The organism is Eubacterium ramulus (assembly GCF_003122485.1).
In the GTDB taxonomy this organism is placed as follows: Bacteria; Bacillota; Clostridia; order Lachnospirales; family Lachnospiraceae; genus Eubacterium_I; species Eubacterium_I ramulus_A.
In genome coordinates this window covers 1-25,373 of the sequence record NZ_JRFU01000030.1, presented here as the reverse complement: position 1 = coordinate 25,373, position 25,373 = coordinate 1, and the positions used below count along the sequence as shown (strand labels likewise).

Here is a 25,373-nt window from a genome sequence, read left to right as displayed (position 1 = left end):
GTAGCGTTCCTTTGCAGTGATAAGTCGTCCGAATCCGCTTTTTGATAATATCATATGGAGAAGAAAATGCACTGTCAGCAACAATGCCGGTGACATTTTCCGGAAGTTCCATGGAAACATTCAGTATCTCTCCAGATGAACTATTTATTTGAACCTGCTTGTTTTCATGATGCGCAGTCGACATAAACACCGTAGAAGCTCCCATGGATAATCCCGCCAGAATGATCTTCTGATCGGTTCCGAAACGGTTTGCGATATACTGCGCCCATAGACAGCCGTCGCGGCTCTCTAAGACACCAAAACCAATGTATTTTCCTTCACTTTTGCCAGCTGCCCGCTGATCAATATGTACGATGCGGTTTCCACATTCGTAATATACATGAGAAGATGCGGAAAAATCCACCTCCGGATGCGTACGATAACCATGAAACATCAACACCGTTCCTTTCGCTCCCGGCTGATCCATCAGGCGCGCATGCAGCTTTAAGCCATCCTCGGACTGAATGTAGATATCCTCTGCTTTCTGCTGGTTGATCCAGGCAATTCCTTCCTGAATCTCATCATAATACTGATCCCAGGCGGTGCCTTTTAGGGCTTCCCGGTCATTGATATTCAATTCATGTCCACGACAGATGGCGGTTCTGAATCCGACATATCCGATGGCAAACCATCCACATATAATTACTGCAGCAATGATACACACTACAATCCACATCATGTTTTTTACTCCTGTTGTTCATTTTCATAAGGAAAGCAGATGTTTCCACCTGCTCCTCATTCCTTTTCTATCGTATATTTCTACAAGAATGCCGGAGCATTCTTGAATCTAATTCCCGGAAATTTCATCGATCAAGCGGATCTCTTCATCTGTAAATCCTGCGCTTTCAATCACTTTGATATTATCTAAAATCTGCTGCGGCTTGGATGCTCCAATCAGGACACTTGTCACCACATCATCTTTTAATACCCATTTCAACGCCATCTGCGCCAGACTTTCACCACGCTGTTTTGCAATCTCATTCAACGCCTGAATCTGATGTATCTTGCTGTCTGTAAACTGCTCTTTTTTCAGGAAACGACCATCGGTGTTGACACGGCTGTCTGCCGGAATGCCATTCAGATAACGATCTGTCAACATGCCCTGCGCCAGTGGACTGAATGCGATGATTCCCTTGCCTTCTTCCTGCGCTGCCTGTTTCAAACCATTCTGCTCAATGGTACGATCAAAAATAGAATAACGGTTCTGATTGATCACAAACGGACAATGCAGTTCTCTCATGATCGCTGCCGCACGTTTCATCGTCTCACCATCATAATTAGAAATACCTGCATACAGTGCTTTTCCACTTTTTACCGCCTGATCCAGAGCTCCCATGGTCTCCTCCAGCGGTGTATTCGGATCCATCCGATGATGATAATAAATATCGACGTAATCAAGTCCCAGTCTCTGTAAACTCTGATCCAGGCTTGCCAGCAGATATTTGCGGCTGCCCCAGTCGCCATATGGACCTTTCCACATATCGTAACCGGCTTTGGTACTGATGATCAATTCATCACGGTATGGTCTGAAATTCTCCTTCAGGAGTTTTCCGACATTTGCTTCCGCACTGCCGTACTCCGGACCATAGTTATTTGCCAGATCAAAATGTGTGATACCATTTTCAAAAGCAGTAAATACCATCTGACGCATGTTCTCGTAAACACCTGTGTCCCCGAAGTTGTGCCAGAATCCAAGGGAGACCTCCGGAAGCTTCAAGCCACTGTTTCCACAGCGATTGTACACCATTTTGTCATATCTTGTTTCTTTTGCCTGATACATGATACGCTCCTCCTCACGATAACTTTTGCTCTATGTCAGACATTGTACCACTACTTTACGCTCCCAGCAATACCGCCATGATCGGTATCGTCACCAGTGACACAATGGTAGAGATCGCCACACCAATAGATGCCGACCGGCTCTGTCTTGGATACGGTGCCGCACCCATTGCAACCAGAGAAGCCACCGGCATTCCTGCACCAATGGTACAGATATTGATCAGTGTCACGTCTTTTGTTACCAGATGCATGAAGAACCATACGATCACCGGCATCACTGCCAAACGGATTGGAAGCATCGGCCAGATTCCACGTTCCTTTTTAATTTCACCAAAGGATGCTGCTGCCATGGACGCTCCAATGATGATCATGGATAACGGTGTTGTGATATTTCCAACGAATCCCACGCAGGCATAGAAAATATCCGGCATCGGAATATTTGCAAAATAAATAACCAATGACGCAACGGAGGCAATAATTCCGTTATTAATGAAACTGCGGAAATTCAGTTTTTCCTTTACAAAATTTCCGGACTCGATAGCCGCATCTTTTTTCAGCAAATGCAGGCCCATAGAGAAAAACAGGATACTGAACGGCATGTTAAAGATCGTGATATAAAAAATCGCACTGTCGCCATACAGAGCCTGTACGACCGGATAACCCATGAAGGAGTTGTTTGAAAAAATGAGCATACACATGTATGTTCCACGCAAATGCGCCGGTACACGCATGATTTTTGTAATGATCCACGCCAGAATCGGAAAGATCACGTACATTACCACGCCTGCCAGAAACAGTTTCAAAACCATCCCTGTATCATCGTGTGAAACCGTAGAAAGACTGTTTAAAATAATACACGGACAGGTGATCTGCACGATCATACTGGAAAGTTTTGCATTTACTTCTTTGGTCAAAATGTTCTTCTTAAACAAATAAAAACCAATCAGCATTGCAATTAATAGTTTACACATCGTAGTAACAATTGTCATAGCTTCATCTCCCACTTTCATTCAATATTATATCATAAGCAAAACCGGCTTATGATCAACATTCGCCGGTCGTCAATCATGCAAGCATGTTGACTCTCTTGCGCTCATTATAATCATATATTATGCAACATTTTCTCTATCAAAGTGTATCATAGCTTTTTGCGTTTGTCACCACTAATTATGGTCTTACCAGTTATATAGCGTCATTTTCCACAATTTGCTCAGAAATTGCCGAATTTTAGCTGTTCCATTGTACACAAAGCCAATAACCTATGGTATACTTATTTCATTACGGTCGCGATGATCTTTTTCAAAAAACACATCGCCATACATAAGGAGGATATGTAGTATATGAAAAAATTCATTCAGGAATTCAAAGAGTTTGCCTTAAAGGGCAACATGATGGATCTTGCCATTGGTATGATCATCGGCAGTGCATTTACCGGCATCGTAAATTCTCTGGTAAATGACATCATCAATCCGATTCTCGGAATTTTCACCGGAAAGATTGATTTTTCCAATCTGTTTCTCACTCTGGACGGTTCTCATTATGAGACACTGGACGCTGCGGAAAAAGCAGGTGCCGCTGTATTCAAATACGGTTCCTTTATCTCCAACGTGATCAATTTTATCATCATGGCACTGGTTGTCTTCTGTATCGTGAAGTTTTTGAACAAACTGCGCAAACCGGCACCGGAAGCTCCGGCAGAACCGACCACAAAGAAGTGTCCGTACTGTATGTCTGAGATCAGCATTGAGGCAACACGCTGCCCGAACTGTACATCATCTCTGATCGATGTAGATGCAGCAGATCTGAAATAATAGATCAGACAACGTATGCCCCTGCCTTTTGGGGTACGAAACAAAACAAATGTATCCAGAGCAGAGGTATTAAATTTTATGATTTCAAATTCAGCTGTTATTTATATAGGAAAATCTCGGTGCTCTTGTGTAAAAAACAGACTGGATCTTATGTATTTTTAAGAAATGAGGGCTTGAACTATGTGGGCTTACGAAAGTGTATTTTATCAAATTTATCCATTGGGATTCTGCGGAGCACCTTTTGAAAACGACGGTGTGCTGACACCTCGCATCCGAAAGGTCATTGACTGGATTCCACACATCAAAAATCTCGGTGCGAATGCCATTTATTTTTCACCGGTATTTGAATCCGATACTCATGGATACAATACCAGGGATTTCCGAAAAATTGATGTGCGTCTCGGCACAAATAACGACTTTGCCGATGTCTGCAAGGCATTACATAAAGAAGGCATCAAAGTCGTATTAGACGGTGTGTTCAATCATGTCGGCCGCGGCTTCTGGGCATTTCAGGATGTGCTGGAAAAACGCTGGGATTCCCCGTACAAAGACTGGTTCCATATCAGTTTTGACGGCAATTCCAACTACAATGACGGGCTCTGGTATGAGGGCTGGGAAGGCAATTATGACCTTGTAAAATTAAACCTCTGCCATCCGGATGTCAAACAGCATATTTTTGACAGCATCCGAAGCTGGGTGGAAGAATTTGATATCGACGGTCTGCGTCTGGATGTGGCTTACTGTCTGGATGAAAATTTTGTCCGGGAACTCCGGGCCTTCTGTGACAGTCTGAAACCGGATTTCTTCCTGGTAGGAGAAATGCTTCACGGCGATTACAACCGCCTGATGAATGATTCCATGCTGCATTCTGCCACAAACTACGAATGTTACAAGGGACTGTTCTCCAGCTTCAACTCCATGAATATGTTTGAGATCGTACACTCTCTCCTGCGTCAGTTTGGTTCCGAAAACTGGACACTTTATCGTGGCAAACATCTGCTCTGCTTTGTAGACAATCACGATGTCAGCCGTATTGCCAGCAATCTGACCAATGAGCATCATCTGCCGCTGATCTATGCCCTCTGTTTTGGTATGCCGGGTATTCCATGCGTTTACTACGGAAGTGAATGGGGTGCAAAAGCAAACAAAAGCGAAGGCGATCCGGCTTTACGCGCCTGCTTCGATGCACCGGTTGAAAATGATCTGACCGCATGGATTTCCAAACTTGCTACTGCAAAAAAGGCAAGCAACGCCTTAAATTACGGTGATTTCCGTTCTGTCGTACTGACAAACCGCCAGTGCATTTTTGAGCGAAAAACAGATTCTGAACGTGTTTTCGTTGCCATCAATGCAGATGGCGAACCGTATACCGCTCATTTTGATGCCGGATGTGGTACCGCCATCGACCTGATTACCGGAAATAAACATGATTTTGGTGGTGGCAGTGAACTTCCTCCGTACAGTGCATTTTTCTGGAAATGTGAATATTAAATATCTCATAAATTAATAATTAAAAGACAGATTTGTTTCTATATAGATGACTTTTCTTCATAGTCATATACGGAAATAAATCTGTCTTTTTACTATTTTTCCAATTTAAACCTATCTGTAATTTGACATGCAAACTTTTACGTATCCTGTACGCACTTAAATACCAGACTCATTATGTTCTGCATTATTTTTTAGTCTCTGTAAATCATTTTTATGTAAAGAACTTCCATTTCGCCAGTCTGTCCCCCTCATATTCGACTTTTAATGAAAAGAATGATGGATTTCCGGATAGCAGACGTTCTAAAAACAAATGGTCACCTTCCCAGGTTGGAAGTGATAACACTTTTTCCTTGTCCACCCATTCCAACGTTCCCTCGTTACACTCAATTAAATTGCCCTCAAATTCCGTTGCCGTAAAAAGATGCATGTATTCATCTTCCCATTCATCAGAACAAAACGTCACAATCCCACGAAACTGGTACTTTGTCAAAGTCAGTCCTGTTTCTTCTTTTACTTCACGGATCACACACTCATCCGGTGATTCTCCCGCTTCAAACTTCCCACCGACACCAATCCACTTGTCGTGATTTTCATCTTTTTTCTTTTTCGTGCGGTGAAGCATCAGGTATTTTTCATCTTTTTCTATGTAACATAAAGTTGTAAGACGCATAATATTTTCTCCCCTTTTTCTATTGCTTTTTGTTCATCATTTGGAATATACTCGATATATGAGCTTCCGAATTTCTGAAACCTGATGGTTATTAAGATACTTGTACCGTTATGCAGAATCATAACTGTGTGCATTTAGGATAACACAAAAGAATAGACGTTGCAGCTATTTTTTTATTTCAATTTATTTTTACCTCGTACATTTATTATATACAGCCAACGCTCATGTCTGCATAAAGAATCAGTCAGACACATTCGCGTCTTGAAAATTAAGGAGATAATTATATGACACATGCACTTGTCCTTCTCTGCGGAGGACTCAGCACACGTATGGGCACAAACAAGGCTTTTCTGCCTTTTGGTGAATACACTCTGATTGAATATCAGGTCCGCCGCTTTCGCCCGAATTTTGAAAAAATATATTTATCCGTTCCGAAAATGACGGATTTCTGGATGAATCTGGCAGAAAAACTGGATTGTCAGGCAATTCCTGACCGCATTGAAAAAATTGGTCCGCTGGGAGGATTGTACAGCTGTCTTTCTGCTGTTTCTGAAGATTTGTTGTTTTTCACACCGGTAGATGCACCGTTTACAAACACGGATGCCGCCCTTACATTATGCCAGACGTTGGAACAGTCTATTGACACAGTTCCTGAAAAATATGCCTGCGTGCTTGTTCATCCAACCCGTGGCAAACAGCCGCTTACCGCTGCCTATGCAAAAACATGTCTTCCAAACATTGAATGCATGATACAGATGGAAAACTACCGTCTGCGTCAGCTTCTGACACCGGAGCACACTATCATCGCTGATATTCTTGTTCCACAGGAGCATTTTTATAATATGAACGACATGCCATCCTACTATCATGCCCTGCAGATGCTGGCAGAAAAACAGCCTGCACTGTTTCCTGCGGATTTTGTCCCACAAACAGAACAGACAATTCCTTATGTCTCATTCTCTGCAAAATCAGGAACTGGAAAGACAACTTATCTGGAAAAACTGGTTGCCTGCCTGAAAGAAAAAGGGCTTCGTATTGCACTGATCAAGCATGATGCTCACGGTTTTGAAATTGATCAGCCTGGTAAAGACAGTTATCGTCTGCGAAAAGCAGGTGTGGATACTATGATTTTAAGTGGTCCGGAGCAAACTGTACAGATACAGACACATGCTACCGGAGAACCTTCTCTGAAACAGTTGCTTTCTGAGATCCACGATGTAGACCTCATTTTAATTGAAGGCTACAAATTTGGCTCCCAACCAAAAATCCAGTTACTACGCAAAGATTATAATGAGACACCGGTTGGCAATCTTGAAAATACCATCGCATATGTTGCCAATTTTCCATATGCGCCTGCGCCAGGAAATCTTCCAGTCTTTGATTTAAATGAACCAACAGAAATGGCAGAATACCTAATTTCCCGGTTCATTTAGCCTTTAAATTCTTGTTTGTCATTGTTTTGGCTAAAATTTTAATATAATTAAGAAAACGAAGAATCCTGTCAGAAAGCTAGACGTTCGCTACCTTCATTTCACTGCAGTTTCATCGCGCTCACTCCCACCTCCTATAAAAGCTGGTCGGTTCACGTTCGCGCAAAACCTTGTGAAAATCAGTCGCTCACTGAATCGCTTTTCCTGACAGGATTTTTCGTTTTCTCTATTTACGCTGTGAAATAATCAGCCATTCTTTACTCTATGTAAATCTGCGCATGCGACATAACGAATATTTTGTCATCAGCTTGTGTGCATGCGTGGCACGCGGTGCCGGCGCGTAAATGGAACAAAGATGGAAAAACTCCAAGGCAAGGCAGTAGACGGATTTCCGTTATCGAAGCGAGCATAGTCCGACCGCGTGAGTGTGTCTGAGCCAACAGCTGTTTTTGCTGTTGGTGAGTTCGCGGAAGCGGTCGGAAATAAGCGGCGCAGCGAAGATAGGAAATCCGGCGTGCCTGCATTGGAGTTTTTCCATCTTGTTCCTTAAAAGACAAACAAGAATTTATTTTACAGAACCAATAAGTTCATTGATATCCGCAACCCCATGCATCTGCATATACTGCTCAATACCATCCACGATCTCCATCGTCACCATCGGATTTGCAAAATTGGCAGTTCCGACACTGACTGCCGTTGCGCCAGCAAGCATCAGCTCTAACGCATCCTCTGTATTCTGGATACCACCCATTCCGATAATCGGAAGTTTTACGGCATTTGCCACCTGATATACCATACGTACGGCAATCGGATGTACCGCCGGGCCGGACAGACCACCGGTTTTATTTGCAATCGCAAAAGTACGTTTGTTGACATCAATCTTCATACCTGTCAGAGTATTGATCAGTGACAGCGCATCTGCGCCGCCTGCCTCTGCTGCCTTTGCCATCACAGTAATGTCTGTAACATTCGGGCTTAATTTCATGATCACCGGCTGTTTTGCATGTTTTTTCACTTCTCTTGTGATTGCCTCAACAGCTTTCGGATCCTGACCGAACGCGATTCCGCCCTCTTTGACATTCGGGCAGGAAATGTTGATCTCCAGCATATCGACCGGCTGATCTGCCAGACGCTCTACAACCTCACAGTAATCTTCGGTGGATTTTCCACATACGTTTACAATGATCTTTGTATCATATTTTTTCAAAAACGGAATGTCTCTGGAGACAAACACATCAATCCCCGGATTCTGCAGACCAATGGCATTGAGCATGCCGCCGTATACTTCCGCAATACGCGGAGTCGGGTTACCCGGCCACGGAACGTTTGCCACACCTTTGGTGACTACCGCGCCCAGACGGTTCAGGTCTACAAATTCAGAAAATTCCTCACCGGAACCGAAGGTACCGGAGGCAACCATAACCGGATTGTCAAATGTTACTCCTGCAATCGTTACTTTTGTGTTCATTACAGTTCTACCTCCTCTGCTAAAAATACCGGTCCCTCTTTGCAGACACGTTTGTTATGTACATTGGTATGTCCATCCACTTCTTTGGATTTGCATACACATGCCAGACATGCGCCGATGCCACATGCCATCTTCTCTTCCATAGAAATCCAGCACTCAATATTGTTCTCAGCTGCATAATTTTTCAATGCGCGAAGCATAGGAGTCGGACCACATGCATAGATTACTTCTGCATCTAAAGCATTTTCACGGATCGCATCCAGCACGTTTCCTTTTGTTCCAACACTGCCGTCCTCTGTGGCAATGTAAACTTCACCCTGTTTTTTAAACTCGTCCAGAAGGAACATATCGCTGTTGCGGTATCCAAGGACGATCTGTTTCTCACAATTTAACTGTTTTGCAAGCTCCAGAATTGGCGGAATTCCGATTCCACCACCGATCAGAAATGCTTTTTTCCCTTTTAACGGGAAACCATTTCCAAGCGGTCCCATGACGGAGAGGTGATCTCCAGTCTGTTTTTCAGAAAATTCTGCAGTTCCCTTGCCTGCGATACGGTATACCAAATGCAGGGAAGAATCTTCTTTGTCAATCTCGCAGATACTGATCGGACGCGGAAGTAATCTGCTTCCGTCGTCACAGTAAATGGAAATAAACTGTCCTGCCTTTGCATACTGCGCAATTTTATCTGTCTTGATCCACAGGCTGTAAATCGCCGGAGCAATCTGCTCCTGGCTGATAACTACCGCCTGCTCTTTAAATTTCTCTGCCATGTTGTTCTCCTTATTTCAATGCGGAAGCGATATCCTCGATCATGTCGATGACTGCCTGACGGGAAGCATCTGCGAAGTTCTCTGCGCCAAACTGTGCGTATTTCTCCTGTTTGTAAGCTGCAATGATTCCTCTGGAGGAGTTTACGATTGCGCCCAGACCATCTTTATTGAAATAATGAGTCAGATCTTTGCCTTTTCCACCCTGTGCGCCGTAACCCGGTACCAGAATGAAGCTCTTTGGCATTACCTGACGTAATACTTTACCAACTTCCGGATAAGTAGCTCCTACAACAGCTCCGATGTAGCTGTACTCATCACCCATTACATCCTCGCCCCATGCAGCAACTTTCTCAGCTACATGCTCGTATAACGGTTTTCCGTCGATCAGACGATCCTGGAACTCACCGCTGGACGGATTGGATGTTTTTACAAGGATAAACAGACCTTTTTTCTCCTCTTTGCAGACATCTGCAAATGGTTTGATACCGTCTGTTCCAAGGTATGGATTTACAGTTGCAAAATCCTCGTTGAACGTACTGTATGTCTTGCTTCCCACCTGGACTTTTCCAAGATGTCCGGTTGCGTATGCAGCGGATGTGGATCCGATATCTCCACGTTTTACATCGCCGATGACAACCAGATCTTTCTCATGACAATAATCAACGGTTTTCTGGAATGCTTTCAGACCTTCCACACCAAACTGCTCATACATGGCGATCTGCGGTTTTACTGCCGGGATCAGATCATAGGTGCTGTCGATAATCTGTTTGTTGTACTGCCAGATTGCATCTGCTGCACCTTCCAGTGTCTCGCCATACTCAGCAAAAGATTTTTTCTGAATATGCTCCGGAACATAAGAAAGCATCGGATCTAAGCCGACTACAATCGGTGCACCTGTTTTTTTGATTTTTTCTACTAACTTGTTGATCATTGTGTCTCGTTCTCCTCTTTATGAAATTATTCTATAAAGCTGATATTCGTAATCCACGTACTTATAGTCAAATAGCTATTTTATAACTAATACGTTTAAACTGTAATTTTCGTTTTTTTAAATATCAGCTATTTTGTAACTTGATTTTTCTGAAAGTCCGCACTATTTCTCCCGATATGCGATCTCGCCATCTACGATAGTTGCCATGACCTTTCCGATTACTTTTTTGCCGCCAAACGGTGTATTTTTACCCTTGGATAAAAATTCTGCCGGATCAATCACCCACTCATATTCCGGGTCAAAAATCGTCAGATCCGCATGGCTTCCTTCTGCCACAGTACCTTTTTTCAGACCAAGTACTTTTGCCGGATTGTAGCTCATCTTCTCTGCCATCTGCATCGGAGTCAAAATGCCCGGTTTTACCAGTTCTGTATAGGTGAGGGCTGCTGCTGTCTCCAATCCAACGATTCCAAACGGAGCTTTCTGAATGCCTTGTTCTTTTTCTCTGGCTGCATGCGGTGCATGATCGGTAGCGATCACATCCATGATGTCATCTGCCAGACCTTTCTTTAACGCTTCCACATCCTCTTTGGTACGAAGTGGCGGGTTCATCTTATAATTTGCATCATCTTCTGTGATATCATCGGAAGTCATACAGAAATGATGCGGGCAGACCTCTGCAGTTACCGGAAGTCCTTCTTCTTTTGCCAGTTCTACCATGCGCACACTGTCTTTTGTGGAGCAATGGCACAGATGCAGACGCACACCGGTTTCTTTTGCCAGCAGGATATCTCTTGCCACGATAACATCTTCTACAGAGTTTGTAATGCCTGCAAAACCAAGCTTTTTTGATTTTGCATCTGCATTCAGCACACCACCGTGTACCATGTTAATATCTTCACAGTGTGCTAACACTGCCAGTCCTTCTTCTGCTGCTATCTTCATACCTTCCCGGTAAAGCTGTGCATTCATAACAGATTTGCCGTCCTCGCTGATGGCAGGGCTTCCTGCGGCTGCCATTCCACGGATATCGGAAAGTTCTTCGCCTTTCTGTCCCTTTGTCACCGCACCTGCCTGCAGCACATGTACTTTTGTAACTGCCTCGGCTTTGTGTTTAACATAATTGATCACATCCGGTTTATCTGCCACCGGTTTTGTGTTCGGCATTGCCACGATGGTCGTAAATCCACCATGCAGTGCAGCAGCGCCTCCGGTCTGAATATCCTCTTTGTACTCCAGTCCCGGATCACGCAAATGTACGTGCAGATCGATAAATCCCGGCATAACATAGCAGCCTTTCGCATCGTATGTCTCATCTGCTGTATCCTTCAGACCAGGTGCAACCTTGCTGATCACACCATCTGTTACCAGTACATCTGCCTTTGTGATCTTCCTGTCTCCCGGATCGATCACGGTTCCATTTTTAATTAAAAGTTTCATCCCCGACAGTCTTCCTTTCCGCTGTTATTCGTTTTTCACAATACTGTGTTTCCACATTTTCTGTGCATATAGCACGTGAACTATGATTTATTTTACCATCATTATAACTCTGGTGGCACATATGCTTCCACATAAATACCATTCGGCGTATATTCCTCTTTCAGCAATTCTCCGTATTTTCGAATTTTCTGAATTTCTCCTGCTTTTTCATACGGAAATGTATGTTTCAGCAGTACTTTTCCATCCCGCAGCAAATCTTCAAATACTTCCTTTAAGGTATCCAGTCCCTGACCGGTTTTTGCAGAGATCCGCAACGTCTTATCTGCACGAAAATCCTGTAAAATTTCTTCTCCGGTCACACGATCGCATTTATTAAATAAAGTAATGATCTTCTTATCGGTTACACCAAGATCCTGTAATGTCGCATAAACTACATGCATCTGTGTATCCCACTGTGGATTCGAAGCATCTACCACATGCACGATAAAATCTGCATATTTTGCTTCTTCCAGTGTACTCTTAAAGGCATCTACCAGATGATGCGGCAGTTTCCGGATAAATCCAACGGTATCTGTCAGCATCAGATTCTGATGATTCTCCAGCTCCAGTACACGGGTGGTCGGATCCAGTGTTGCAAAAAGCTGATCCTCCTCCAGTACACCCGCATTGGTCAGTGTATTTAACAGCGTAGATTTTCCAGCATTGGTATAACCCACGATCGCCGCAACTTTTGTATGGCTTTTCATACGCTGGCTTCTGGTCAGTTCACGATGCCGTACCACTTCTTTTAATTCCCGGTTTAACTGAGCGGTTCTGTGTCCGATCAAACGACGGTCGATCTCCAGTTTTTTCTCACCCGGTCCTCTCGTTCCGATTCCACCACCCAGACGGGACATGGAACGACCAAAACCTGCCAGACGGCTTGCCCGGTATTTTAACTGTGCCAGTTCTACCTGAATCTTACCTTCACTGGTTCTTGCTCTTGCCGCAAAAATATCCAGGATCAGCAACGTACGATCCATTACCTTGCTGTCCAGCACCTGCTCCATATTTTTCATCTGAATCGGTGAAAGCTCATCATCACAGATGATTCCGGTTGCCTCTTTTTCCCAGATCATGTCGCGGATCTCTTCTAATTTTCCGCTTCCCACATAAGTGCCCGGATTCATATGTTCCAAATTCTGGATCACGGTTCCGACTACCTCAGCTCCTGCAGTTGCCGCAAGCTCTGCCAGTTCTTCCAAGGAAGCAACGGTATCGTCTCCATCCCGTTCACTGATGGCCACCAGAATGACACGCTCCACCGGCGCTTCATTTTCATATATTGTTCCCACTTACTGTCCGTTTCCTTCCATTTCATATGGGAGATCATATCTCACCATTGATATAAGTCTGATTTCTCCACCAATAAAATCGGGAGTTATTGTGCATCTGATGCAGCGGAAGAATCAGAAGATGATGTATCTGCCGATGTGCCGTCATCTACCGTTCCTTCAATCGCATCACCTGTACTATTTTCTACACGTGTCTGTAAAAACTCATATTCTTTCTGCATTGCAGTATCCTTCGGATAGTCTGCCACATAACTTTTGGCTTCTTTTAACGCACTGGCAAAATCACCTGCATTTTCATAAAAAGCCACCAGATTTTTCCGAAGTCCCTGTTGATCAGACTTATCAGCCACATCAATTGCTTTCTCATAATAAGCAGCAGCATCCTCCGTGTCCCCGGACTCTGCCGCAATATCTGCCAGATGTGTCAGTGCATCTGCGTCATCCGGATGCTTCTCCATATATGCCTCAAACGCTTTCTTCGCCTCGTCTGTGTTTCCTTCTTCAAAATACAGCTCACCAAGCTTCAAAGACGCACTGTCTGTGCCTTTTTCTACTGCCTGCTGATATGCTTTGACTGCATTTTCCGCATCTCCTTTTATGGTATACAGATAACCGACATTTTCGTAATCCGTACCGCTGGATGGTTGCAGCGCAAGTCCCTGTTCCAGATATTTCTCCGCTTCGTCATCCTCACCTGCATTCTTCAGGTTTTCACAGATATGTCCATACAGACCCAGATCAGAAGCGTTCAGCTCCACTGCTTTCTCATAATCCTTCAGGCACTTGTCCTTATCGCCCTCGGATAAATAAACGCTGCCTCTCAGATAATAAACTTCCCAGTTCTTTTCATCATAATCAATCAATGCACTGTAACTTTCCAGTGCCGCCTTTGCATCACCTGATTTGTACTGCGCCAGAGCTTTGTAATAGCAGACATCCAGTTCATTTGCCGTAATCCTGCCCAGAGACTGATCCAGTGCTTTCTGAAAACTGTCTACTGCACCGTCATAATCTTCCTGCTGTAATTGTTTGATTCCAAGTTCTTTATATTCCAGCGCTTTCTTCTCTGATTTGCTGGTACAGCCTCCAAGCAGCATGGAAGCTGCCAGCAGACCGGTCAGGAATACGGTTACAACTCTTTTCTTCATATATTATACGTCCTTTTTTTGCTCATTTCCTTACAGATCAATATTGGAAGAATTCAGATATTTCTTCTGCTCCGGTGTCAGAGTATCGATGGACTTGCCAAGGAAACGAAGTTTTCTGTTGGCAACTTCCAGATCTACATCACGCGGAACGTTGATCAGTTTTTCATTCAGGTTCTTGGCATTCTCAACCAGATATTTTGCACTCAGTGCCTGGATTGCAAAACTCATATCCATGATTTCTGCCGGGTGTCCGTCACCTGCTGCCAGGTTTACCAGACGGCCTTCTGCCAGAACATAGATCCATTTATCTTCTGTGATCTGATATCCCACGATATTTTTGCGCTGATCAATGGTATCCAGTGCGATCTCACGCAGACGTTTCATATCAATCTCCACGTCAAAGTGTCCTGCATTACATAAAATGGCACCATTTTTCATCACTTTGAAATCCTGCTCACGGATGACACCAGCACAGCCGGTTACTGTGATGAAGAAATCACCGATCTTTGCTGCTTCGTTCATCGGCATGACGTCAAATCCGTCCATAACTGCCTCGATGGCTTTGATCGGATCTACCTCAGTAACGATAACTTTTGCGCCAAGTCCTTTTGCACGCATTGCCACACCTTTTCCACACCAGCCGTAACCTGCAACAACGACATATTTTCCGGCCACGATCAGGTTCGTAGTACGGTTGATGCCGTCAAATACGGACTGACCGGTTCCGTAACGGTTGTCAAACAGATGCTTACAGTCTGCATTGTTTACCAGAACCATCGGGAATTTCAACTCGTTATTTTTTGCCATGGCGATCAGACGGATGATACCCGTTGTGGTCTCCTCGCATCCACCGATGACATACTGCAGTTTGTCCTGCATTTTTGTATGAAGCATGTGAACCAGATCACCACCGTCATCAATGATAATGTTACAGTTGTTCTCCAGAACACTTGTGATATGCTGGTCATATTCTTCCGGTGTGCAGTTATACCATGCAAATACGTTTAATCCGTCCGCTACCAGTGCTGCTGCCACATCATCCTGTGTGGAGAGCGGGTTACTTCCGGTAATATACATCTCGGCACCACCTGCTGCCAGGACTTTACAAAGGTATGCAGTCTTTGCTTCCAGATGAATGGAAAGGGCAATACGAATACCCTCAAATGGTTTTTCCTTGGAAAAATCATCCTCCAGACTGCGAAGAAGCGGACAGTTTTTGCGTACCCAGTCGATTTTATGTGCTCCGGACGGAGCAAGGTTGATATCTTTAATTGAACTCATTGATGTCCTCCTGTATTCTTTCTTATTTACTTTTAAACATTATTCTTTAGTATAACATGGAGTGAAATGTGACGCAACAGAGGTTTGCACAAAACAATACCGTCACAGCGATCTGACATATCGTTCTGACGGCATTTTATTTAAGATATTTTTTCTGTTCTTCCTCTTGCTGCTGCCGCTCCTTCTCTGCAATGATCGCCTCATTCAGAGACAGCATTTTTGCATCCAGTTTGGATGTGATCGCAGCACATTCCCGCAACTCCTCACTGATATACTGCGGTGCATTTCCCTCAAATTTGTAATAAATCTTATGCTCCAGACTTGCCCAGAAATCCATGGCGATCGTCCGGATCTGGATTTCTACCTTTGTCGGACAGATGCCTTTGGTCGTCTGAATCGGAACGGTAATCAGCATATGATAACTGCGGTAACCGCTCTCTTTCGGATGTTTCATATAATCCTTGATATAAAGGATCGTAAACTCTTTCTGCTTTCCGATCATGTCTGCCAGACGATAAATATCAGATGTAAAAGAGCATACAATACGCACACCTGCAATATCGTTGATATGCTCTACCATATTTTCCATGGTATTCTCAAACCCGTGTCTTCGCAGTTTTTTTGCGATGCTGTCCGGTGTCTTGATTCTTGATTTGATGTATTCGATCGGATTGTACTGATGGATAAACTGAAACTCATCGTTCATAATGTCCAGTTTCGTGCGTACTTCCTTGATCGCTGCATTATATAAAAACATAAGGTTCTGCCAGTCGTAGACGATTTCCCCTCGTTCTGTTACTTCCTCTGCCATAGTTCTCGTCCCACCTCCTGTGAATCATACTTCTCTCTATCCGCCTGACTTTTTTGCAGACTATCATGAACCAAATTCGTTCATAACCAGCATGCGCTGTTTATTGATCATACAAATATATTGACTCTCTTGCACTTATTATAGCATAAATTTGCACAGATTTTGTCCTTTTCCGCGTTTCTTTATACTTTATTAAGAACTTTGTGCCATTTTTGTAGTTAATCATATCACACGTAGCCAAGCACAAAAAACTTTTTGTTTTTAGTCAAAGGATATTCGCAATCCGCCTTCGCTACTTGCTCATAACCAAATAGCTGCTTCGCAGCTTATCAGAAGGGGCTTGCACCCCTCCTGATACAAGCAAGTCCCTACCCCTGCTTATTGCTTTTCGCAATTGAAGCAGGGGACTTCCTTGATTTGGTTAAAAACCCTGTTCCCGCAATTGTTCCTCAATGCAATCCAGAATTTCTTCTGATTCCGCCTCCACCGTATGGAAATGAATGCCTCCGGTAAGCACATTCAACGGCTTGTCAGAGATTTCTCCCATCTTTTTGACAAACTCGTTCACATCCCGACGATTTTTCAGGATCAGATCTGCGGAAAGCTGTCCATAGATCTCATGTTCCACCACGACATCGCAGACGCAGCCCCCGTTATCCACGATCAGATACAGTTCTTCCTGCATCCGTTCTTCCCCGTGATTGGACGCAAGAATCCTTCTGCAGCGTTCTTCCTCCTGCTCCGGGTGAAATAGCACATACCCCTTATTGGTACTTAAAATATTCCGATCCGTTGCCCGCAGCAATGCAATATCCTGTACGATTACCTGACGACTGACACCGAAATGTTTCGCCAGTTCCGTGCCCGATAACGGTTTTGTCTCATGTTGGAGCATTTTCATTAATTCTTTTCTGCGCGTTGTGCCATCTGTCATTTTTAATCCTCCTCAATCACCTGGATCTCCAGAAAATCAAAATCAATCTGATCTATAAAATTATCCTGATAAAATCTTGTTTTTGCATGACGTCTGAATTCCTCGATCGTACTGTCAAGCCAGATCGGTTTGCTTAAATCAAATTCGTAACACACTTCATCCAGTGCATGAAATACTTTATGTGTGCGGGTTTCCGCGCTGTCATCACAGATCGTTGTGTCCCGCAGCATACGGTTACTTTTAAATTCTTTTGCCCATAATCGAAACATGTTATACTCTCCTCTGTCTGTTTGCTTCATACATCAGAATTCCCGCTGCCATCGCCGCATTCAGGGATTCTAACTGACCGCCCATCGGAATGCGGATATAAGAATCAGCAAGTGCTGCCGTCTCTTTGGTCAGTCCGTTTCCTTCATTTCCGATCAGAAAAGCCGTTCCTTTTGTATAATCCGGAGTATCATAGCAGACACTTCCTTCCAGATGTGCCGCATATACGCTGACCTGTGCGTTCTGAAGCTGTCGGATCGTCTCATGCAGATCCTCTGTGATAAAAAACGGCACCCGGAAAATACTCCCCATGGTTGAACGGATTGTTTTCGGATTGTAAATATCCACGGTGGAACGGTCCATGATCACACCGGCGATTCCTGCACCTTCACCGGTCCGGAACATTGTTCCCAGATTTCCCGGATCCTGCACATTCTCCAGGATCAGCCAAAGTCCATTTTTCTGCTGGAGCATGTCTTCCAGACGATTCTCTCTCATTTTTACCAGACATAACACACCTTGAGGTGTCTTCGTATCAGAAACACTTGCAAACACAGAATCAGACAGCATTTCCCAGTCTTTGCCCGCCAATAAAGTCTCATGCTCTTTTACAAAAGATTCGGATGCATAGATTTTTTCAATCCGATCTTCTGGTGTCTCACGAAACATCCGGATACCTTCCACAATATATACCTGCTGCTGTCTGCGCGCCCGGGCATTTTTTATCAATTTGCTCAGTGCCTTGACCTGTGCATTTGATGTACTTGTAATCATATATTTTCCCTTTTCTACTTCATTTCAATTTTCGAAAGCAGACCCTTTGAAATTCATTCGCTTTGCTACTTTCTCCGCTTTTTCCATTATATATAGAAACGCACAAAAAAGCAATTTACATCCGCTGATGTAAACTGCTTTTTCTTATTATCCATTTGCAATTTCACTATATCTTCAGGCAATTCTTCATGCTAACATAATCATTACCTAAATATATGTGCTGAATGAACTTAGATAGAAAGGTTCTTTCCTACATTAAACTGATAATCAGAGATCTGCTTCTCCATAGCCAGTGCCTCATCCACATCAAAATCTGTGAATTTACCGTCTTTGTAAGCAACGACACGGTTACTCTTGCCTTCGCAGAGAAGATCCACGGCATAAGCACCCATGGTAGATGCATATACACGGTCTTTACATGTCGGGCTTCCACCACGCTGCATGTGACCAAGGATGGTTGCTCTGGTCTCCATTCCGGTAGCTGCTTCAATACGTCTTGCTAAAGAAGTGGAATGTCCGATTCCCTCTGCATTGATGATGATATAATGTCTCTTACCACGTTTACGGTTTGCAATGATATTGTTGACGATCTTCTGCTCATCAAAATCATATTTCTCCGGGATCAGCACCTGCTCAGCGCCGTTTGCCAGTCCACACCAGAGTGCGATATATCCGGCATCACGTCCCATTACCTCAATGATACTGCATCTCTCATGGGATGATGCGGTATCACGGATTTTGTCGATGGCTTCCATTGCAGTGTTTACTGCGGTATCAAAACCAATGGTGTAATCAGTGCAGGAAATATCAAGATCGATAGTTCCCGGAATACCGATGGTATTGATTCCCTGTGCTGCCAGCTTCTGTGCTCCACGGAAAGATCCGTCACCACCAATTACGATGATTCCTTCGATTCCATGTTTTCTACACATTTCTGCGCCAAGTTTCTGTCCTTCTTCGGTACGGAACTCCGGACATCTTGCTGTCTGAAGAATCGTACCACCACGCTGAATGATATCTGATACATCTTTTGCTTCCATATCGACAATGTCCTCTGCAAGCAAACCTGTATAACCACGTCTTATACCCTTAACTTTTTTCCCCTTTGAGATTGCCTGACGTACTACCGCACGGATAGCCGCATTCATGCCAGGTGCATCTCCACCACTTGTTAACACACCAATTGTCTGTATTTCCTTAGCCATGACAAAACCTCCTATACCTGTATCATTTCATTTTTTCCTCATGTTGCTATTATTCTAAACTTTTTTTTACATTTTTTCAATGGACTTTTCCAAAACTTTGATATTTTTTTCACCAACTTTTTTGTTTAGTTCATTTATAAGCTCATTGTTGGCAAATACGCTCATATTTTTCCCCAGTCGTTTCATTGCCCGCTCTTTTGCAAGGTAAATAACGACCTGATCTTGTCCATCTGAGCCAGATAACAGTGCTAAAATTTCGTTTTCTTGCTTTTCAAAAGTCTCTTTATCCGGAAACTGAATCCACAATTCCCGTCTCGCATCATCAAAAGAATAAATTTTGTCACAGATCAGTTTGCCATTGCGATCTTCTTCCACAGAAGCATGTCCCAGAATAAACACCTTGGAATCCTCCTGCATCAGTGCATGATAACGCTCATACTGTCTCGGAAAAACAATTACTTCCACACTTCCGTACAGATCCTCCACCGTCAGAAAAGCCATTGCCTTATTCTGCTTCGTATATTTGATGTTCTTTGCCGTGATCATGCCTCCGATCATGGCATTTTCCCCTTCATTGATTCCACGGGCAACACCAAGTTCTTCGTCCAGGGTAAAATCTCCGGTGGTCTTCGTAATATTTTTCCGCCATTTCGCCTCGTATTCCTGTAACGGATGTCCACTGACATAGATACCAAGCACTTCTTTTTCCATGGCAAGCAGTTCTTCCTTCGTAAACTCTCCACAATTTGGCAGACGGATCTCAAACTGTTTCTTCTCCTCCGGTGCAACCATATCAAACAGGGACATTTGTCCTGCCATGGTCGTCTTCCGGTCGTTTACGATCTGATCTATGATGCTGCCATATACCTGCATAAACTGTTTTCGCGTACCGCCAAGTCCGTCAAAGGCACCACCCTTGATGAAATTTTCCACAGCACGGCGGTTTAACTCCCTGCCAGTCATTCGTTCAATGAAATCTTTCAGAGATTTAAACTTGCCGTTTTCCTCACGCTCCTGCACCAATCCGTCAATAACAGAACGACCAATGCTCTTGATGGCAGACAATCCGTAACGGATATCTTTTCCGGATACGGAAAATCCTGCATACCCGTCGTTGACATTTGGCGGCAATACTGCAATTCCCATGTGACGGCACACCTGAATATATTCTGCCACTTTTGTGGAGTTATCAATCACGGACGTCATCAAAGCTGCCATAAATTCTACCGGATAATAATATTTCAGATACGCAGTCTGATAGGAAACGACCGCGTACGCTGCCGCATGAGATTTATTGAAGGCATATTTTGCAAAATCCGTCATTTCGTCAAAAATTTTATTTGCTGTCTGCTCGGAAATTCCGTTGGAAATACACCCCGGAACGCCCTCTTCCTCATTTCCGTATACAAAGTTCTGACGCTCTCTCGCCATGACATCTGCTTTTTTCTTTGACATGGCACGGCGCACCAGATCACTTCGTCCAAGGGTATAACCTGCCAGATCACGCACGATCTGCATAACCTGCTCCTGATATACGATACAGCCATAGGTCGGCGCAAGGATCGGCTCTAACTGTGGGCAGTCATACATAATGGAATCCGGGTTATTTTTGCCACGGATGTAAGCCGGAATAAAGTCCATCGGACCCGGACGATAAAGGGAAATTCCCGCGATAATATCCTCCAGGCTCTTTGGTTTTAACTCCTTCATGAAGTTTTTCATTCCCGCACTCTCCAGCTGGAACACGCCTTCCGTGTGACCGGTTCCAATGGAAGCCAGCACGTCCGGATCGTTGTAGTCAATGTGATCCATATCCAGCGTTTTGCCGGTGGAGCGCGCCACATTTTTCACCGCATCCTGAATGACGGTCAGTGTTCGAAGTCCCAAGAAATCCATTTTTAACAGACCAAGTTCTTCCAGTGTCGTCATGGTAAACTGCGTTGTCACAGAGCCATCAGAGCCTCTGGATAACGGCACGTATTCATCCACGGATTTCTGACTGATCACGACACCGGCAGCATGCATAGAAGTATGCCGCGGCAGTCCTTCCAGACGTAGTGACATGTCGATCAGCTTTGTCACCTGTGGATCAGACTCATATAATCCCCGTAATTCCGAGTTCATTTTCAACGCCTTGCTGATGGTGATTCCAAGCTCATTCGGAATCATTTTTGCAATGCTGTCGCACATGGCATAAGGCAGATCCATAACACGTCCGACATCGCGGATGACACCTTTTGCCGCCATAGTACCAAAGGTTACGATCTGTACCACACGGTCTTTGCCGTATTTTCGGACAACGTAATCAATGACTTCCTGACGACGCTCGTAACAGAAATCCACGTCAATATCAGGCATGGATACTCGTTCCGGATTCAGGAATCGCTCAAACAGCAGACTGTAGCGGATCGGGTCCAGTTTTGTAATACCAAGGGTATAGGAAACCAGACTTCCTGCGGCACTTCCACGTCCCGGACCAACCATAATGTCATTTTCTCTGGCAAAATGAATGAAATCCCAGACGATCAGAAAGTAATCCACGTATCCCATTTTCTGAATGACAGAAAGCTCATATTCCAGACGCGGTTTTAACTCCCGCACCCGTTCCGGGGAATAACGTTCATCCAGACCTTCGTAACACAATTTATTTAAGTATTCCCAGGAAGTGTAGCCATCCGGCACATCAAATTTTGGCAATTTCGTTACGCCAAATTCAATCTCTACATGGCAGCGGTCTGCGATTTTCTGTGTATTCTCAATCGCTTCCAGCGCATATGGAAAAAGTGCCTTCATTTCTTCCTCAGATTTTACATAATACTGACCGCCCTCGTAGCGCATACGGTTTTCATCGCTCAGTTTTTTGCCCGTCTGCAGGCACAGAAGAACATCGTGCGCCTCCGCATCTTTTTCATAGGTATAATGAACATCGTTTGTTGCCACCAGATCAATGCCAAGTTCCTGATGCATGCGAAGAAGCTGCTGATTTACCTGCGCCTGTTCCGCGATTCCATGATCCTGTAATTCCAGAAAAAAGTTGCCTTTTCCAAAACATCTTTCATATTTTAAAGCGGTCTCTTTGGCTTCCTCGTACATACCGCGTGTCAGATAACGCTGTACTTCTCCTGCAAGGCAGGCAGATAATGCAATGATACCCTCGTGATACTGCTCCAGTACTTCCATATCCACACGGGGACGATAATAATATCCATCCACAAATCCTTTGGATACAATTTTCATCAAATTGGAATATCCCTGATTGTTCTCTGCCAGAAGAACCAGATGATAATACCGATCCTCTCCTTTTGTCTGCTCCCGGTCAAAACGTGATCCCGGTGCCACATACACCTCGCAACCAAGGATCGGATTGATGCCTTCCTTTTTTGCCGCACGATAAAAATCGATCACACCGTACATGACACCATGATCGGTAATCGCTCCAGCTGTCATGCCAAGCTCCTTGATCCGGCTCACATACTCTGTGATCTTGTTCGAACCGTCCAGCAGACTGTACTCTGTATGGACATGTAAATGTGCAAATGCCATAGTAACCTTCTTTCCGTCAAAATAATTCTCTCTAAAGGCAGTGTGATTCTGCCAACTGTACTTTATTCTAACATATTCCGTTTCGACAGAAAAGGGGGATTTTCTTTTACGATTTTTTTAAGATTTGTGTCATATGCTAGACAAACCAACATGGTTTCTATAAGATAGTCATAGATGAAAATGGGCGTTTTTCCGCCCGTTGTTTATGAAAGGGGATTTTTTTATGAAAAAAATGGCATGTTTCTGGAAAAGTCTGCTGCCTATGATATTTCTTTTTATCCTTCAGGTAGTTGCAACGATTCCGGTAATGATAATTTTTGCACTAAAGGATAGTTCCGCTGCCGGCGGCGATATTGCTGCCATCCTCGGTTCTTTATCTGATATAACTTCTAATCAGCAGTATTTGCAGACGGTAAATATCGTATACGGTATTCTGGCATTACTTGTTTTTGGTATCTGGTATCAGAGAGTATTTGTAAGACCGTTTCGGAACCGCCCGAAAAAGCAGCCAACCGGCTACAGTTTTCATACGATCGTATCCATGATTTTTCTTGGCATCGGTCTGCAATACGTGACAACACTTCTGACAGATCTGATCGGCAGACTCCGCCCGGAATGGATTACAAAATACAATGCCGCCATGGAAACGCAGGGATATTCAGACCTGTCTGTAATGCTAATCGTTTATTCCCTTATTCTGGCTCCGATCATTGAAGAGCTGATCTTCCGTGGATTGATTTTCCGTTATGCAAGACATGCAATGCCATTCTGGTTTGCAAATATCTGGCAGGCACTGCTTTTTGGATTTGTACATCTGAATCTGATACAGGGCATTTATGCATTTGCCATGGGACTGTTCCTTGGCTGGGTGTGCCGCCGGGGACATGGAATCCGGTACTCTATTCCGGTGCATATTGTGTTTAATATTATTGGATGCTTCTTCTCGGGACTGATTTCTATCTCGCTGATGTTTAGTTATGTTGGATTTGCAGTCTTTGGTGTGGTGCTTACGATCTTTGCACTTTGGCTGTTCTATACGGATTTTCAAACTGCAGAATAAATTGAAAGTATCCGCTCCACCGCGTCTTCGCGGTCTGTATGAACCACATAATCACACAATGCCGCATTTTTAAGTTCATTTTCCAGCGAAACCAGACGTAGCATTTTTTCATGGTTATCCATATCCTTTTCCAGAATACTCTCGATCATCTGCTCTCGTTTGCATTTACAGAAAATGATCACCGTCGGATAATGCCGTTTCATGGCAATAGCACCGCTTAAGTCCATTGGCATAACCACATATTTATCGCCATTCATCAATGATGTGATATCCTTCCATTTCGTGCCGTAGGCATAGCCTGCATAACGGGTAGTTTCAACAAATTCTGCACTATCGCGGATAAATTCTTCTTCCGTGATGGTCGTATGGATGCTGTCCGATACCTTTTTTGTGGTATAAGCTTTCGGCACAGTAAAACGACCCGTTTCGCATAATCGCCGGGTAATCTCATTTTTATTGGAACCACTTGGACCAACCAAAGCTACCACACAAGGTGCCTTCGGTTCTACCCGGTCTTCGATCATGGATGATTTGATCTGATCCAGTAACTGGAAAAATTCATCATAATTGTGAACCGCCAATAGTCCCGTCAGTTCCCGGTTCCATGGTCGCCGCATCAGCACTGGAAACCGCGCACTGCTTTTTAGGATATTTCGTGGTCCGTCATCCAGCGTAATATCCACCTGAACGACCGATTTCTGAAATCCCATAATGATATTTTCATCCGGGAAATCCGGAAATGCTGTTTTAATCTGCTCCACCCGTTTTGACATAAACTGTGGATACACTGCCGTTACGATATACACAATTCCTTTTGTCTGTAATTTCCGGATAAAGGCTTTTGCCTCATCGGATACCCGCTGCATATCATACAGCCGCGGATCGTTATAGTATTTTTTGATTACCGATGCCCGCCCGGTATTTTCCCAGGAATTGATATCTTCCAGTGTCAACGGCGGGTCAAACTGATATTCCTGATTCGCCAGTTCTATGGCACAGTCGTTTAAGGGAGAAATTACATCATCCCAATCGATTCCAAATGTAAGCATACAACCTCCAAAATAGAAATGTGCAATTGCACAGTCTCATAAGCAATCGTACAATCGCACATTTTCACACAACACATTATTGTATTTCCTAATTCAAGAATGCTCCGGCATTCTTGTTGCGAGGTGCGCGTCATGCAA

22 protein-coding genes are annotated in these 25,373 nt (G+C 44.0%); 4 read left to right on the top strand and 18 right to left on the bottom strand.

Features of this window, described 5'->3' with window-relative positions; genetic code table 11:
• From LG34_RS03320 to LG34_RS03310, 3 genes are all read right to left on the bottom strand, one after another.
• The coding region (locus tag LG34_RS03320) for an alpha/beta hydrolase (protein ID WP_431602597.1) at positions 1 to 718 on the bottom strand (718 nt) is incomplete at its 3' end.
• A gap of 108 nt (positions 719 to 826) precedes the next feature.
• Complete coding sequence (locus LG34_RS03315; protein WP_109214861.1) at positions 827 to 1,819, bottom strand: aldo/keto reductase; 993 nt, start codon at positions 1,817 to 1,819, stop codon at positions 827 to 829.
• A gap of 55 nt (positions 1,820 to 1,874) precedes the next feature.
• Complete coding sequence (locus tag LG34_RS03310) at positions 1,875 to 2,807, bottom strand: AEC family transporter (RefSeq protein ID WP_158582245.1); 933 nt, start codon at positions 2,805 to 2,807, stop codon at positions 1,875 to 1,877.
• A gap of 351 nt (positions 2,808 to 3,158) precedes the next feature.
• Between LG34_RS03310 and mscL the strand changes: the two genes are divergently transcribed.
• Both mscL and LG34_RS03300 read left to right on the top strand, forming a co-directional pair.
• Positions 3,159 to 3,629 (top strand): large conductance mechanosensitive channel protein MscL, encoded by a 471-nt coding sequence (mscL, locus tag LG34_RS03305; RefSeq protein ID WP_109214859.1) that lies wholly within the window; start codon positions 3,159 to 3,161, stop codon positions 3,627 to 3,629.
• Between the two features lie 180 nt (positions 3,630 to 3,809).
• A complete protein-coding gene (locus tag LG34_RS03300; protein ID WP_109214858.1) occupies positions 3,810 to 5,120 on the top strand; it encodes an alpha-amylase family glycosyl hydrolase in 1,311 nt (436 codons plus the stop codon).
• 211 nt (positions 5,121 to 5,331) lie between these two features.
• Here LG34_RS03300 and LG34_RS03295 read toward each other — a convergent pair whose 3' ends face one another.
• Entirely contained in the window at positions 5,332 to 5,790 is a 459-nt protein-coding gene (locus LG34_RS03295) for an NUDIX hydrolase (RefSeq protein ID WP_109214857.1), read from the bottom strand.
• Positions 5,791 to 6,074: 284 nt separating this feature from the next.
• Here LG34_RS03295 and mobB point away from each other — a divergent pair, with 284 nt between their 5' ends.
• On the top strand, positions 6,075 to 7,223 hold the full coding sequence (gene mobB / locus LG34_RS03290; protein WP_109214856.1) for a molybdopterin-guanine dinucleotide biosynthesis protein B: 1,149 nt from the start codon (positions 6,075 to 6,077) through the stop codon (positions 7,221 to 7,223).
• Between the two features lie 562 nt (positions 7,224 to 7,785).
• Here mobB and LG34_RS03285 read toward each other — a convergent pair.
• From LG34_RS03285 to LG34_RS03225, 13 genes are all read right to left on the bottom strand, one after another.
• Complete coding sequence (locus tag LG34_RS03285; protein ID WP_109214855.1) at positions 7,786 to 8,688, bottom strand: dihydroorotate dehydrogenase; 903 nt, start codon at positions 8,686 to 8,688, stop codon at positions 7,786 to 7,788.
• A complete protein-coding gene (locus LG34_RS03280) occupies positions 8,688 to 9,458 on the bottom strand; it encodes a dihydroorotate dehydrogenase electron transfer subunit (protein ID WP_109214854.1) in 771 nt (256 codons plus the stop codon). The genes LG34_RS03285 and LG34_RS03280 overlap by 1 nt, the downstream gene beginning before the upstream one ends.
• 10 nt (positions 9,459 to 9,468) lie before the next feature.
• Complete coding sequence (gene pyrF, locus LG34_RS03275; protein WP_109214853.1) at positions 9,469 to 10,389, bottom strand: orotidine-5'-phosphate decarboxylase; 921 nt, start codon at positions 10,387 to 10,389, stop codon at positions 9,469 to 9,471.
• Between the two features lie 162 nt (positions 10,390 to 10,551).
• Positions 10,552 to 11,829: a dihydroorotase gene (locus tag LG34_RS03270; RefSeq protein ID WP_109214852.1), complete on the bottom strand. Its 1,278-nt coding sequence runs from the start codon at positions 11,827 to 11,829 to the stop codon at positions 10,552 to 10,554.
• A 101-nt stretch (positions 11,830 to 11,930) separates the two neighbouring features.
• The gene (hflX, locus tag LG34_RS03265; RefSeq protein ID WP_109214851.1) at positions 11,931 to 13,163 is read right to left on the bottom strand and encodes a GTPase HflX; all 1,233 of its coding nucleotides are present in this window, start codon (positions 13,161 to 13,163) and stop codon (positions 11,931 to 11,933) included.
• Positions 13,164 to 13,249: 86 nt separating this feature from the next.
• A complete protein-coding gene (locus LG34_RS03260; RefSeq protein WP_109214850.1) occupies positions 13,250 to 14,311 on the bottom strand; it encodes a tetratricopeptide repeat protein in 1,062 nt (353 codons plus the stop codon).
• A gap of 30 nt (positions 14,312 to 14,341) precedes the next feature.
• Entirely contained in the window at positions 14,342 to 15,592 is a 1,251-nt protein-coding gene (locus tag LG34_RS03255; RefSeq protein ID WP_109214849.1) for an adenosylhomocysteinase, read from the bottom strand.
• Between the two features lie 136 nt (positions 15,593 to 15,728).
• Positions 15,729 to 16,403, bottom strand: coding sequence for a GTP pyrophosphokinase (locus LG34_RS03250; protein ID WP_109214848.1), 675 nt, complete (start codon positions 16,401 to 16,403; stop codon positions 15,729 to 15,731).
• Between the two features lie 421 nt (positions 16,404 to 16,824).
• Entirely contained in the window at positions 16,825 to 17,337 is a 513-nt protein-coding gene (locus LG34_RS03245) for a transcription repressor NadR (RefSeq protein WP_109214847.1), read from the bottom strand.
• A gap of 2 nt (positions 17,338 to 17,339) precedes the next feature.
• Positions 17,340 to 17,606 carry a hypothetical protein gene (locus tag LG34_RS03240; protein WP_109214846.1) on the bottom strand — a complete coding sequence of 89 codons (267 nt, stop codon included), beginning with the start codon at positions 17,604 to 17,606 and terminating at the stop codon, positions 17,340 to 17,342.
• A 1-nt stretch (position 17,607) separates the two neighbouring features.
• Entirely contained in the window at positions 17,608 to 18,378 is a 771-nt protein-coding gene (locus LG34_RS03235; RefSeq protein ID WP_109214845.1) for a TrmH family RNA methyltransferase, read from the bottom strand.
• A gap of 230 nt (positions 18,379 to 18,608) precedes the next feature.
• Entirely contained in the window at positions 18,609 to 19,583 is a 975-nt protein-coding gene (gene pfkA, locus LG34_RS03230; protein WP_109214844.1) for a 6-phosphofructokinase, read from the bottom strand.
• 66 nt (positions 19,584 to 19,649) lie between these two features.
• Entirely contained in the window at positions 19,650 to 23,126 is a 3,477-nt protein-coding gene (locus LG34_RS03225; protein WP_109214843.1) for a DNA polymerase III subunit alpha, read from the bottom strand.
• Positions 23,127 to 23,349: 223 nt separating this feature from the next.
• Here LG34_RS03225 and LG34_RS03220 point away from each other — a divergent pair, with 223 nt between their 5' ends.
• Positions 23,350 to 24,186, top strand: coding sequence for a CPBP family intramembrane glutamic endopeptidase (locus LG34_RS03220; RefSeq protein ID WP_181369274.1), 837 nt, complete (start codon positions 23,350 to 23,352; stop codon positions 24,184 to 24,186).
• Here the strand turns inward: LG34_RS03220 and LG34_RS03215 are convergent.
• Complete coding sequence (locus tag LG34_RS03215; RefSeq protein ID WP_109214841.1) at positions 24,171 to 25,235, bottom strand: 5' nucleotidase, NT5C type; 1,065 nt, start codon at positions 25,233 to 25,235, stop codon at positions 24,171 to 24,173. The genes LG34_RS03220 and LG34_RS03215 overlap by 16 nt on opposite strands.
• Between the last annotated feature and the right edge of the window lie 138 nt (positions 25,236 to 25,373).